The organism is Vreelandella neptunia, assembly GCF_034479615.1.
GTDB lineage: Bacteria > Pseudomonadota > Gammaproteobacteria > Pseudomonadales > Halomonadaceae > Vreelandella > Vreelandella neptunia.
Genome location: NZ_CP140255.1, coordinates 190888 through 204017, shown reverse-complemented (window position 1 = coordinate 204017; position 13130 = coordinate 190888). Strand labels below are relative to the sequence as shown.

At 53.2% G+C, this 13130-nt stretch carries 10 protein-coding genes and 1 tRNA gene; 7 read left to right on the top strand and 4 right to left on the bottom strand.

All coding sequences use genetic code 11. The features are described from left to right. Positions 1-145: 145 nt before the first annotated feature. From cgtA to rplU, 3 genes are all read right to left on the bottom strand, one after another. Complete coding sequence (gene cgtA / locus SR894_RS01030; protein WP_035582832.1) at positions 146-1333, bottom strand: Obg family GTPase CgtA; 1188 nt, start codon at positions 1331-1333, stop codon at positions 146-148. A gap of 222 nt (positions 1334-1555) precedes the next feature. Further along, positions 1556-1813 (bottom strand): 50S ribosomal protein L27, encoded by a 258-nt coding sequence (gene rpmA, locus SR894_RS01025; RefSeq protein ID WP_008957069.1) that lies wholly within the window; start codon positions 1811-1813, stop codon positions 1556-1558. Between the two features lie 29 nt (positions 1814-1842). Further along, positions 1843-2154 (bottom strand): 50S ribosomal protein L21, encoded by a 312-nt coding sequence (gene rplU / locus SR894_RS01020; RefSeq protein WP_133731642.1) that lies wholly within the window; start codon positions 2152-2154, stop codon positions 1843-1845. Between the two features lie 335 nt (positions 2155-2489). Here rplU and ispB point away from each other — a divergent pair, with 335 nt between their 5' ends. The 7 genes from ispB (at position 2490) to SR894_RS00985 (ending at position 12318) form a co-directional block, all read left to right on the top strand. Then, positions 2490-3494 carry an octaprenyl diphosphate synthase gene (gene ispB, locus SR894_RS01015; protein WP_133731643.1) on the top strand — a complete coding sequence of 335 codons (1005 nt, stop codon included), beginning with the start codon at positions 2490-2492 and terminating at the stop codon, positions 3492-3494. A 100-nt stretch (positions 3495-3594) separates the two neighbouring features. After that, positions 3595-3671 (top strand) — tRNA-Pro (locus tag SR894_RS01010). A 190-nt stretch (positions 3672-3861) separates the two neighbouring features. Next, positions 3862-5046, top strand: coding sequence for an MFS transporter (locus SR894_RS01005; protein ID WP_133731644.1), 1185 nt, complete (start codon positions 3862-3864; stop codon positions 5044-5046). A gap of 225 nt (positions 5047-5271) precedes the next feature. Further along, positions 5272-5670: a response regulator gene (locus SR894_RS01000; RefSeq protein ID WP_133731645.1), complete on the top strand. Its 399-nt coding sequence runs from the start codon at positions 5272-5274 to the stop codon at positions 5668-5670. Continuing rightward, positions 5654-7306 carry a diguanylate cyclase gene (locus SR894_RS00995; RefSeq protein WP_133731646.1) on the top strand — a complete coding sequence of 551 codons (1653 nt, stop codon included), beginning with the start codon at positions 5654-5656 and terminating at the stop codon, positions 7304-7306. The genes SR894_RS01000 and SR894_RS00995 overlap by 17 nt, the downstream gene beginning before the upstream one ends. 33 nt (positions 7307-7339) lie before the next feature. Continuing rightward, positions 7340-9316, top strand: coding sequence for an ATP-binding protein (locus SR894_RS00990; RefSeq protein WP_133731647.1), 1977 nt, complete (start codon positions 7340-7342; stop codon positions 9314-9316). Further along, entirely contained in the window at positions 9313-12318 is a 3006-nt protein-coding gene (locus SR894_RS00985) for a response regulator (RefSeq protein ID WP_133731648.1), read from the top strand. Before SR894_RS00990 ends, SR894_RS00985 begins: the two co-directional genes overlap by 4 nt. 17 nt (positions 12319-12335) lie before the next feature. Here SR894_RS00985 and SR894_RS00980 read toward each other — a convergent pair whose 3' ends face one another. Further along, complete coding sequence (locus tag SR894_RS00980) at positions 12336-13118, bottom strand: sulfite exporter TauE/SafE family protein (RefSeq protein ID WP_133731649.1); 783 nt, start codon at positions 13116-13118, stop codon at positions 12336-12338. Positions 13119-13130: the final 12 nt, after the last annotated feature.

Below are 13130 nucleotides of genomic sequence, written 5' to 3'. Positions count from 1 at the left end.
GGCACTCATCACTAAATCAGATACTCACTACTAAATCAGACACGTGCAACTTAATCAGACGCCCATAAAAGGGGCCGCGCGAACGCAGCCCCTTTTTGCATACTACCGAATTTAGCTGACTACCGAATACACCCGCTCAATACCACTAAGGGGCGTATTCGACTTCAACGTCGTAATCATCGTCGTCGAAATCTTCGTCATCTTCATCGTCGCGCTTACGCCGACGACCCAAACGGTCTTCGGTACGCGCAACCGACTCTTCTTCCATGCGGCGACGCATCTCTTCTTCACGGGCCAGCGCCTCTTCATCTTCGTTCTCAAGGCGACGCTGCTCGGTCAACCAGCGGTAAGCCGCCTGAACCAGCTTATCGGTGCCGTCGCTGCTGATCGCCGAAATGCGGAACACCGGGCCTTCCCAGTTCAGCGCCTGAATAATCTTCTGGGCGCGCTCTTCACGCTCATCTTCCGGCAGCAGGTCAAACTTGTTCAGCACCAGCCAGCGCGGCCGCTCAGAAAGCGCCGGAGAGAACTGACCCAACTCGTGCACAATCGCCTTGGCTGCTTCCACCGGATCAGACTCATCAAACGGTGCCACATCGACCACATGGAACAGCAGCCGCGTGCGGGTTAGGTGCTTCAAAAAACGAAGCCCCAACCCGGCGCCTTCAGAGGCCCCTTCGATCAAGCCCGGTACGTCGGCCATCACGAAGTGCTCGTGCATCCCCAGTTTCACCACGCCCAAGTTGGGCACTAAGGTGGTGAACGGGTAGTTGGCGACCTTGGGCTTGGCGGCAGACACCGAGCGAATCAGCGTCGATTTACCCGCGTTGGGCATACCCAGCAGGCCTACATCGGCCATTACTTTCATTTCCAGGCGCAAATTGCGGCGGTCACCGTCGGTGCCTGGTGTCGTCCGACGCGGTGCGCGGTTGGTAGATGATTTAAAGTGGATGTTACCCAATCCACGCCGACCACCTTCGCCTACCAGCACCACCTGACCAATTTCGGTCACATCGGCGATGACTTCCAGGGTGTCTTCATCAATTACCGTGGTGCCCACCGGCACTTTGACGTGCAGGTCTTCACCGGCCTTGCCGCTCATTTGACGGCCCATGCCGCCCTGCCCGTTTTGGGCTTTATAGAAGCGCTGGAATTTAAAATCGATCAAGGTGTTAAGGGCATCGTCACCAATGAGGTAAACGCTACCACCATGACCGCCATCGCCCCCATCAGGACCGCCCCTGGGCACATATTTTTCGCGGCGAAAGCTCAGACAGCCATTGCCGCCTTTGCCCGCCTCAACAATAATCGAGGCTTCATCGACGAACTGCATTGGATTCTCCCGGCCGCTTCCGCCGCCCTAATATGCACTGCTGTTTTCCCAACTCTTTTCCCAACCCTTTATCGCCACCAGCATAATGATAAATACATCGTGATATAGATATGGCGATAAAGGCATCGTGGTAAAGCGTATTGGAAAAGAGATTTAACCGACAAAAAAGCCCCGCCATAGCGGGGCCTTTTTTCTCGCAACCGCGAGCATAGCTCTAGCCGTTTAGGCAGAAACGATGCTAACGAACTTGCGGTTTTTCGGGCCTTTGGTCTCAAACTTCACAAAACCGTCGCTCAGTGCGAACAGTGTGTGGTCACGACCAAGGCCTACGCCTGTGCCCGCGTGGAAACGCGTGCCGCGCTGACGCACGATGATGTTACCCGCAGTCGCCGCTTGGCCACCGAAGAGTTTTACACCTAAGCGTTTGGACTCGGAATCGCGACCGTTACGCGTGGAGCCGGCTGCCTTTTTATGTGCCATTGCAAAATCCTCCTAAGGGAATTGACCGCTTACGCAGAAATTCCGGTAATTTTGACTTCAGTGAACCACTGGCGGTGGCCCTGACGCTTCATGCTGTGCTTCCGACGACGGAACTTGATGATGGTGACTTTATCGCCGCGCCCGTGGGAAACCACTTCGGCAGAGACTTTAGCACCACTGATCATCGGCGCACCGATGTTGAAGTCATCGCCGTCAGCGACCATCAGCACTTCGTCAAACTCAATCGTTTCGCCGGTAGCGACTTCGATTTTCTCGAGTTTGAGGGTTTGACCTTCTTGAACGCGGTACTGCTTACCACCGCTTTTGATAACTGCGTACATGTCGCTCTCCGGACTGTCGTTAATGCCGGTTACGCCCCGCGTAACCAACGCTCATCGCCTTCCGCTCTTATCGACCTGCTGCGAGTGGCGCCCCTTTTGGAGCCATCTGACAGGGAGCATGATGAGTGGGTCGCGGATTATAACGACTATCGGTGCTTATCACAAGACCACAGGCACTTGTCAATTGTTGCGGCTCTCACTACCACAGCGTAACCGCAGCGCGTGTCTTGACGCCCAACAGGCAGCCCCATAGCATGACCCCAACACATGATCACAACTAATCCACAAATACGGGCGGCACTTACCGCCTCCCTCTGCCGCGATGAACGGATCCCATGACTGCTAACGTCTCCTCAGCCCAGCCCGTCAGCCCAAAACCTTCACCGCTGCACGCCGTGGTGGCTGATGACTTCGCAGCCGTCAACAGGACGATTGTCGAGCAGCTCAACTCTAAAGTGCCATTGGTCGAAACGATCGGCCAGTACATTACCGAAAGCGGCGGCAAACGGTTGCGCCCTTTATTGGCACTTCTAGCCGCCCGTTCGCTCGACTACACCGGCGACAAGCATATACCGCTGGCCACATTAATAGAGTTTATGCACACCTCCACGCTGCTACACGATGACGTCGTGGATGAATCGCATATGCGCCGGGGCAAGAAAACCGCCAACGACGCTTGGGGCAATGCGCCGTCGGTACTCGTCGGTGACTTTCTCTACGCCCGCTCGTTTCAGATGATGGTCGATGTGGGCTCCATGCGCATTATGGCGATCCTTTCCGGCGCCACCTGCATCATCGCAGAAGGCGAAGTGCTGCAGTTGACCAACATCGGCAACCCTAGCATCTCAGAAGAGGATTACTTCGAGACCATTTTGGGTAAAACCGCCATGCTGTTTGAAGCGGCTTCTCACAGCGGTGCGGTGCTGGCAGAAGCAACGCCGGAACAGGAGCGCGCGCTCCAATATTATGGGCGCTACCTAGGGCTCGCCTTCCAGTTGATTGATGACCTGCTGGATTACCAGGGCGACGCCAATGCCATGGGCAAAAACGTTGGCGACGACCTGGCCGAGGGCAAACCGACGCTGCCGCTGATCCATGCGATGGAGCAAGGCACGCCGGAACAGGCCAAGCTGATTCGCCAGGTGATTCGCGATGGCGGGCTCGAGCAGCTAGACGCCGTGCTGGAAATTATTCACGCCACCGGCGCACTTGACTATACTCGCCAGCGGGCCGAAGAGATGGCCGATAAAGCCCTGCAACAGTTAGACGCCCTGCCGCCCAGCGCCTACCGCGACAGCATGGCCCAACTGGCCCGCTTAGCGGTTGATCGCCAAGCATAAAAATTGCTAGATCACACCGCCGAGGACTTGAAAAAACACGTCTGGCTAAGTATGATCCTCCTCCGTTGTTGAGTACAGATGAGCACAGCTCGGCAACATTCGGAATATAGCTCAGCTTGGTAGAGCGCTGCCTTCGGGAGGCAGAGGTCGTAGGTTCGAATCCTGCTATTCCGACCAAAAATTCCATGAAGAGCGGCCACTTAGCTAATACAGCAAGTGGCCGTTTTTTGTTGGGTGATTGCTAGGCTCAATATAGGCTCAACTCGCCGCTGCTTACCAATAAAAGCACTGCCAAAAACAAACTAGCCCGCTAACAAACATGCTACGATAAGCGATTGAGCTTTCCACTCGCTCCCCTTCTCTTGATATGGAAAAGACCATTAGCCAGTTAACGCATATTAAGGCCGTTCTGCTGTTTGCCAGCACCATGACCGTCATGTCGGGGGCGATTATCGCGCCTGCGCTGCCGGGAATTAGCCGCCATTTTCCTGACCAGCCACAGGTGTTGATTCAACTGATCCTGACTATTCCTGCGCTGATGATTACGCTGTTCAGCCCACTGATGGGCTATCTGGCTGACCGGTTTGGGCGCAAGAAATTGCTGCTGATGATGCTGGGCATTTACGGTTTTGCTGGAGTCGCGGGCTTTTTCATTGATCGCGTGGATCTGCTATTAAGCTCCCGCGCACTGATGGGGATTGCGGTGGCCGGTATCCTCAGTATCAGCACCACGCTGGTAGGCGATTATTTCGATAGCACCGAACGCGCCCGCTTTTTGGGGCTGCAAAGCAGTTGCATGGCTTTGGGCGGGGTTATTTTTATTAACCTTGGCGGAATACTTTCAGACTGGAGTTGGCGCGGCCCGTTTCTCCTCTACCTAACCGGCGTGCTTTTACTGCCCTATGCCTGGGCGATTCTTCAAGAGCCCAAAGCAAGCAGTGGCGTAAACACTGATGTAACCGATGCCCCGGTGAAGGTGGATTATGGGCGCACCGGCCTTGCCTACCTCATTGCTATGATCAGCATGGCGATGTTTTATATGTTCCCCGCCCAACTCCCCTTTTTGCTCTCTCAGCAGGGCCAGATCAGTGGCATGGCGATCGGCATCGCGCTTTCGATGGCGGCCCTAACGGCCAGTATCGTGGCGTTTTGCTACGGCTACTACAAACCGTTTCTGTCGGTAATGACGATCTATGTTTTAGGGTTCCTGCTGGCGGCCACTGGCTTTTTGATCGTTGGGTTCACCCAGAGTTACGCCATGGCCATTGTGGGTGCGGCGATTTCCGGTTTAGGTCTAGGTGCGTTTATGCCCAACACTACCACTTGGCTGATGCGAATCACTCCGCAGCGAGTGCGGGGCCGGGTATTTGGTGGTTTTACCTCAACCTTCTTTTTTGGCCAGTTTATCTCCCCGGTGGTGGTCGCCCCCACGATGGTTTGGCTGGAATCCCTACGTAATGTGTTTACCGCGATGGCGATCGTTTGCTGTCTTTTAGCCGTCGTCCTGATTATTCTGGGCAAAACGACCCTACAGGCAGATAACAAGCTGTAGGCCGACCTTAATTTGCCATTACCAGCCGCTGCTAAATAAAGCGCGTCCGATCGCATCATAATAAAACGTTTCAAAAAAGCTTGGCGGAGCGTGGATCGAGCAAACGTTGATTGCAATAAGCAGCCGCACCATCGCCGCTACTAAAAAAGCATGGCACTTCTAGTATATCGCTCATACAGTGATAGCTTGTGATAAATCCTTTAAAAATCTTGAAGGAGACGCTGCTTGGATACACTAGAAAGAGTCATGTACGTTGAAGACGATGACGATATCCGTTTAGTCGCATGCATGGCGCTGGAGGATGTCGGCGGCTTAACAGTCAAGGCCTGTAGTTCCGGCGAACAAGCATTAAGAGACGTTGAAGCGTTTGCTCCCCAAATGTTTTTACTTGATGTGATGATGCCGGGCATGGATGGGCCTAGCACGCTATTGGAATTAAGCCGCCAAGGCTATATCACCGAAGCAACAGCGGTGGCCTTCATGACGGCTAAAGTTCATCCTGAAGAGATCGCGCGTTATAAGAAGCTCGGGGCCACAGACGTCATAGCAAAGCCATTTGACCCCATGACGCTCGCTGACGACGTCCGCTCAATCTGGAAGGCATTTAATGGCCGACTCAACTAACCCCCAAACCTTCGCTGCCCGGCTGGAAAAGCTAGCTGCTGCCTACTCAAAACGTCTTGCTGATGATTTTAGTCATCTCACGATGCTCGCTGGTCAGCTCGAAGAAGACCCGTCGTGTACACAATCCCTTCAGCAATTACATGCCGCCTTGCACTCGCTGGCAGGTTCTGCAGGTACCTTCGGCTTCGTGCAGCTTGGGCGTCAGGCCAGAGAGCAGGAGCTGCAGGTAGCACAAAACCTGGAGCAATCTTGCAATGACAAACAGCCACTGCCTGTTTTTGAATGGATTACCGCGTTACAAAAAGCGCTTAAAACGGATGAAAGCAAAAAATCGGCTATCCGCATAGAGACTTCCAGGGCAGAAAGCGTTGGCGGAGAGCCGGTCATCTGGCTGGTAGAGCGCGATACCATGTTGGCAGAATATATGGTTCAACAACTGCACAGCTTCGGATTTCATATCCGCCATTTGCTTAATGCAAAGGCGCTCGCTCACGACAAAAACTCATCGCCTGATTTGCTCTTAATCGACCATCGTGCCTCCCATCTAGAGGCCCTCAGAGCTGATCCTGTCACCTTCTGGCAACAGCATTTAAAAGACTTTACCTGCCCGGTTCTCTTTATCGGGAGCGAGGAAAGCTTCACGGCGCGCCTCAACGCCTTACGTAGCGGAGGACAGAGCTATTTCGTCAAACCCTTGGATATGATCAATCTGGCCTCCTATATGGCGCAATTGATTAAAACCAAAGATACCGTGCCCGAGCGGGTGATGATTGTCGAAGACGACGAGGAATTGGCTCAGCACCTTCAAGGCGTGTTGGTAGAGGCTGGCATGCACGTGACAGTGCTTGATCGTGCCGATGCGTTATTCGAGGCGATGCATGATGCGAACCCTGAACTGATTTTGATGGATCTCTGGTTGCCTGACGTTACCGGCACAGAGATGGCGGCCCTTTTAAGGCAAGTGGAACAATGGGCTCAGGTGCCCATTGTGTATCTTTCGAGCCACTTCAATTCAGAGCTACGCGACCAGGCATTATTAAAGGGGGGCGATGCGTTTCTGGAAAAGCCCATTGATCCCGACCTTCTCATCAACCTATGCCGCTCCCGGGTAAAACAACGACGTAAGCTGGAAGATACCCAAAACCGAGACAGCCTTACCGGACTATTGAAACACGCCAGCATCAAAGAGGCGCTGGACTACCAATGGCAGTTGACTCAACGAAAACCGCAGCCTTTCAGCGTGGTCATGCTCGATATCGACCACTTCAAGGCCGTTAACGACACCCATGGACATGCCATGGGGGACGTCGTCATTGCAGCGGTAGGCACCCTGCTGCGCCAACGTTTCCGGAGTACCGACCGACTAGGCAGATACGGTGGAGAAGAGTTTACGTTGGTACTGGTTGATTGCACCGCTGACCACGCCGAGCGCATGGTGAATAACCTGCGCGAAGACTTTGCTGCTATTCAGTTTACCGGCGGCGGCAACCCGTTTGCCTGCACCTTGTCGGCGGGCGTGGTAGACAATCAGCACTTTCCTGATGACACCGCCGAGTCTCTGCTTAACCGAGCTGATCAAGCGCTTTACCAAGCCAAGAACAGTGGCCGCAACCGTGTCTGTTTGGCGATAGATTAGCATCAAAAGCGATGTGACCGTTGAGGTAGAACAATGATAACGCCACCGACCCCGGATAACGAAAATGAACGTCAGCGCGCCCTTGATGCAACCGGATTGCTGAATAGCGGCCCGGTGGAGCGCTTTGATCGCCTAACGCGCCTTGCCCGACAGTATTTCTCAGTGCCCATTGCCCTTGTCTCATTAATTGACCACGAGCGGCAGTGGTTCAAGTCACGTCAAGGGCTCGATGCTGAGGAAACGCCGCGTAACCTATCCTTTTGCGGTCACGCCATTCTGTCCAGCTCGCCATTGATCGTCGAAAATGCACTGGAAGATCCCCGCTTTGCCACCAACCCCCTCGTGACCGAGGCACCTAAGATACGCTTTTACGCGGGCGCGCCGTTACATACCGTCGACGGCTATCGCATTGGCACACTGTGCCTGATCGATGTTCAACCGCGAACCTTTTCAGCAGAACAGATCGGTATGTTGGTCGATCTAGCGGCAACGGCGGAAGAGCTGATACAAGTCGACGAAATCAGCCAACAATCATACTTAAGCCTTGAATCTGAATTAAGAGCCAGCCGTGAACGGCTGACAAAGCTAGTGGCCCAGCTGCCAGGTACGGTCTATCAGTTTCGCCGTTTTCCTGACGGCCACATGACGTTTCCGTTCAGCTCACCGCAAATTCAACAACTGTATGGCATCACCCCCGCGCAGGCCGCAGAAGATGCGACCCCGGCCTTTGAGCGGATTCATCCCGATGATCTCGACGCCATCAGTGCGACTATCGAACACTCATCCAGCACACTGGAAGACTGGACGGCAACGTTTCGTGTTGCGCGCCAGGAAAACGACTATCGCTGGATTACGGGGCAAGCCAAACCAGAACGCCTTATCGATGGCAGTACCTTATGGCATGGTTACCTGCAAGATATTCATGAACAGGAACTGGCACGCCTTGCCATGACGCACAGCGAAGCCCGCTTACGGGGGCTGTTCGAATTTTCTCCCATCGGTATTGCCTTGAATGATTTTGACACCGGGCAGTTTATCGATTTGAACGACGCCTTAATCTTACCCACGGGTTATACCCGCGATGAGTTTGTGTCGTTGAGCTATTGGGACGTCACCCCTAAAGAGTATCAACCCGAAGAAGAGAAAGCGCTTTTAAGCTTAAAGACCACGGGACGCTACGGCCCTTTCGAAAAAGAGTATATCCGCAAGGATGGCAGCCGTTACCCAGTTCGCTTACAAGGCATGCTCAGCCAGGAACAAGATGGGCGACAGGTGATCTGGTCATTGATAGAAGACATCACTGAACGCCGCAAATTGGATAAAATGAAAGATCAGTTTATCGCTACCGTTAGCCACGAGTTGCGCACCCCCCTAACGTCTATTAAAGGCTCATTAGGGCTACTTAATGGTGGCGCAGCGGGCCAACTACCCAGCAAAGCTCAGGCGCTGGTAAAGACCGCCGAACGCAACGCTCAACGCTTGTTCGTATTGATTAATGATTTATTAGATATGGAAAAACTGGTCGCTGGCAAAATGCCGATGAAGATGAGCGTGCAACTGGTGGCCCCGTTACTCGACGAGATAATTGAGTCCATGAGCGGCTATAGCGAGCAGCATCAGGTAACTATCCAAATGCCTGACGATTGGCCTAGCGCTCTGATTAATGTTGACGCCCCTCGCTTGGCACAAGCGCTCTCTAACTTATTATCCAATGCGATTAAATTCTCCCCCCAGGGCGAAGCCGTTGAGGTTGACGTTAAGCCTTATGCGAACACCATCGAAATTTCCGTTTGCGACCACGGCCCGGGGGTTGATCCGATATTTCGCACTCATTTGTTTCAGCGTTTTTCTCAAGCTGACGGCAGTGATACCCGAAAGCTACCCGGAACGGGGCTTGGGCTGGCGATTAGCCAGGAAATCTGCCAGCAAATGGGCGGAGAAGTCGGCTACCGCGAAGCGATAGGTGGCGGAGCCAACTTTTTTATTGTATTGCCAAGGGTATTATCATGATAAAAGCACCGCTAAGCGTGCGAATTGTCCTACTCGTGCTAGTCACGAGTGGCATCCTGGTCGGCGGCATGCTAGCAACGGTTTACCAGTTAATGGTCTCCGATTACGAAGCATTGGTAGCTGAGCGAGAAACAGCGGTTATAAAGCGCGTAGCCTCCGAGCTGGAATTATCAAATCAAAAACGTTTACTGGGATTAGAGGCCTTCGCCACCCGCTTAGTTACCGATGACGGACAGCTACTTGACGACGACGCACTGCAATCGCTGCTGCAGAAGTCTTCTGTTGCCAGCGAGCTGTTCCCGGATGGCTTGCTGGTGCTTGATGCAGAGGCCACTGCTGTTGCAGAAGATCAATATTCACCGGGGCGTTTGGGCACCAATTACGCCGACCGCCCTCACTTTCAACTTGCCCGGCAAACCCAACAGGCAGTGATTTCTGAGCCGATTTTGGGGCGTACCACCGGGCTGCCGTTGCTCTCATACTTGCAACCGATTGTGGCTGAGAGTGGCGATCTTATCGGCTATGCGGGCGGTCTACTGAATCTTGCCAATACGCCCCTCGTCGACACAGGGAGCGTCATTGAGAGCGATCCAAGCACAGTTACCCTGATCATTGACCCTCAACACCGCCTGTTTGTATCAATGCAAGAGCGCTTCGACAGGCCCGAACCTCTGCCCGATGAAGGCGCTGATGCCTTAGTCGACGCGGCACTATCGCTCAGCCCTGCGGGCAGCATCGTTGAGTATCAGCAAGAGTCCTACCTAGTGGCTAGCCGGCAGTTGGACTCTCCCGGCTGGATCATCCTGCGGGCGCTACCTTACAGTGAGGCCATAGCCCCAGCACAGGCATCTTTTCGCCATTTTCTGCTTATCGCGCTGATTGCTATGACCATCGTGGGCTTAGCGGGCGCATGGATTGCACGCAGCCTAACGCAGCCCATAGAAAGAATAACCCGCCGTATTGAGCATATGGCTGATAATGCACGCTTTGATAGTGATTTCCAGGAAAAGGGCGGCCCAGAGGTAACTGCATTAGCCCACGCGATGAACCGCTTAGCCAATGAGCGCAAAGCGGCGGATATGGCCATTTATAAAGCCGAGCGATTTTTATCCAGTGTGCTTGAGTCCGCGTCGGAAGTATCAATTATTGCGACCGATACTACCGGGATAATCACTGCATTTAATAAAGGTGCCGAGAATATGCTCGGTTATAGCCACCAAGAGATGGTCGGCAAACAGACCCCCGCCATATTGCACCTGAAAGAGGAGGTGGATGCTCGGTCGGCACAACTAACCACTGAGCTAGGCCATTCCGTTGAGGGTTTTAGAGTATTTGTGGAGAAAGCCGAACAACGTGGATCAGAAAAACGCGAGTGGATCTACGTTCACAAAGATGGCCACCAGATCCCCGTATCAATGGTAGTCACGGTCATGCGCGACAGTGCTGGAGAGATTAATGGTTACGTGGGTATTGCTGAAAACATTACCGATCGGAAACGCGCCGACAAGATTAAAAATGAGTTTATATCGACGGTTAACCATGAACTGCGTACGCCGTTAACATCCATCTCCGGTGCGCTGGGCTTGATGGTCGGTGGTAATGTTGGCGAGTTGCCCGAAAAAGCCCAGACACTACTGACGACCGCCCATAGAAACAGCAAGCGCTTGACTCACTTGATTAACGATTTGCTGGATATCGAAAAAATCGCCGAGGGTAAACTGCATTTCGATATGCAGGTTCATGCAGTGATGCCCTTGCTCGAACAAGCACTGGAGGCGAATCAACACTACGGAAGCAATAGGGGTATTACGCTGTCATTGGCGGGTAATGCGTCAAATGCGCTGATCAATGTTGATAACCAGCGCTTCATGCAAATAATGGCCAATTTATTATCCAATGCGATCAAGTTTTCCCCCCAGGGGGGCGAGGTTACCCTTGCGGTGGAAACCACATCAAACAAGGTAAGTATCAGCGTTATTGACAGCGGGCCTGGCATTGCCAACGCGTTTCGTAAACAAATATTCCAGCGTTTTGCCCAAGCGGATGCCTCGGATTCCCGTGCTAAAGAAGGCACTGGCCTTGGCTTAGCCATCACGCGTGAACTGGTGGAACACATGGGGGGGCGGATTGATTTTGAGTCCACCGAAGGCAACGGATCACGCTTTTTCTTTGAACTACCGTTAGTTCAAGCGGCAGAGCAAGACACTTGGCAACTGGAAGGTATCACTGACCATCAGGAAGCTCCCCGTATTTTAGTGGTCGAAGATGATAAAGACGTCGCCAAACTGCTGAGTATCATGCTCAACGATGCCGGGTACCAAGTCGATACTGCATCGACTGGCGCAGAGGCACTGAACCGCCTGAAGCAAACGCATTACGACCTCATCAGCCTGGATTTGATGCTACCCGATACCGATGGACTAGATATTATCCGTCTGCTGCGCCAACAGCCAGACACCGCTGACATACCGATAGTCGTGGTCTCGGCAAAAATGGAACAGGGTCGTTTAGCTATCAACGGCGATGCAACAAACATTGACTGGCTGGCTAAACCGATCGACCAGAAGCAACTCATCGGCATAGTCCAGCAACAATTATCAGACAAGTACAAGCATCATTCACGCGTACTCCACATCGAAGATGACCACGACCTGCATGAAGTGGTTTGTGCCATGGCCGGTGATCACTTTTCTTTTGAAGCTGCCTATACGGTGCAAGAAGCTCTCACACGCCTGAAGCAGGGGGCATTTGACGTCGTACTCCTTGATATCGGGCTGCCGGATGGATCGGGGTGGGAGTTAGTTGCTGACATTCGCGCTTGCCAGCCTGGCGCTAAATTGGTCATCCTTTCCGGGGCCGATATGACCCAGCAACAACATGGGCAAGTCGAAGCTGTTTTGCTTAAATCACGGCTATCCAAAGAGACATTGATTAATGGAATCAATGCGCGTATTCAATCGTTCCGCTCGACCAGACAGCCACCCACAAACCCTGCTAGTTAAGTGCTTACATGATTTAGTTACCCTGGCGGGTGAATCAGCCCCGCCACGCTGACCAGAATCAACACTGCGCCCAACACACGGAAGAACAGCCCAGTATCCGCGTTGAGCATATAGCGGTGGGCTTTTTCTCCCACCAAATGGCCGATAAAGGCGCAGGGCAGCAGCCACAGCTGGTGGATCAACTGAAGATCCACACCTGCAATCAAGAACGAGACCATCTTGATCACCACCAGGATAAACCACAGCACAAACATGGTATCCCGCAGCTGCTCTTTGGCCACGTGAGTGGCAAACACCGCCACAATCAACGGCGCGCCAATCAGCGAGGTACCGCTGACATAGCCGCCGAGTGCCAGCAGCACGTAGTCCACGTACTTGTTCTTACTCTTAAAGGGCTTGTTCAGCACATAGCCAATGGCATAGATGATCACAATGCCGAAAATGATACTGGTCATGACCTGCGCGGGCAGCGTTAACAGCCCTACCACCCCGATCAGTTTGGGGATGATCATGATTTTCAAGGCTTTGGTTAAATACCCCCAATCGATATTACTCTCTGGCGATGTGGTGCCCACGCCCGCTTTCTGCAATTGGCGGTGCCCGCTCCAGGCGATCCAACTGGAGAAAATCAGCAGGTGAATGGCAATAATCGGCAAGAACACCAGTGGCTCATTGACCACTAAAAGTAGGAAAGGCAGCGCCAGCACGGCGCCGCCAAAGCCCAGGCTAGTTCGCACAAAACCGCTCCAGGCGAAAATTAGCCCAATCAGCACATACTGGTACCAAAGTAGATCTGTCATGGCTCGCGTTAA

What these genes read in the sequence shown, in the direction of transcription:
- SR894_RS00985 (WP_133731648.1), top strand. Translation starts at nt 9,313, where the DNA reads ATGATAAAAGCACCGCTAAGCGTGCGAATTGTCCTACTCGTGCTAGTC.
- rpmA (WP_008957069.1), bottom strand. Translation starts at nt 1,813, where the DNA reads ATGGCACATAAAAAGGCAGCCGGCTCCACGCGTAACGGTCGCGATTCC.
- cgtA (WP_035582832.1), bottom strand. Translation starts at nt 1,333, where the DNA reads ATGCAGTTCGTCGATGAAGCCTCGATTATTGTTGAGGCGGGCAAAGGC.
- SR894_RS00980 (WP_133731649.1), bottom strand. Translation starts at nt 13,118, where the DNA reads ATGACAGATCTACTTTGGTACCAGTATGTGCTGATTGGGCTAATTTTC.
- SR894_RS00995 (WP_133731646.1), top strand. Translation starts at nt 5,654, where the DNA reads ATGGCCGACTCAACTAACCCCCAAACCTTCGCTGCCCGGCTGGAAAAG.
- ispB (WP_133731643.1), top strand. Translation starts at nt 2,490, where the DNA reads ATGACTGCTAACGTCTCCTCAGCCCAGCCCGTCAGCCCAAAACCTTCA.
- SR894_RS00990 (WP_133731647.1), top strand. Translation starts at nt 7,340, where the DNA reads ATGATAACGCCACCGACCCCGGATAACGAAAATGAACGTCAGCGCGCC.
- rplU (WP_133731642.1), bottom strand. Translation starts at nt 2,154, where the DNA reads ATGTACGCAGTTATCAAAAGCGGTGGTAAGCAGTACCGCGTTCAAGAA.
- SR894_RS01005 (WP_133731644.1), top strand. Translation starts at nt 3,862, where the DNA reads ATGGAAAAGACCATTAGCCAGTTAACGCATATTAAGGCCGTTCTGCTG.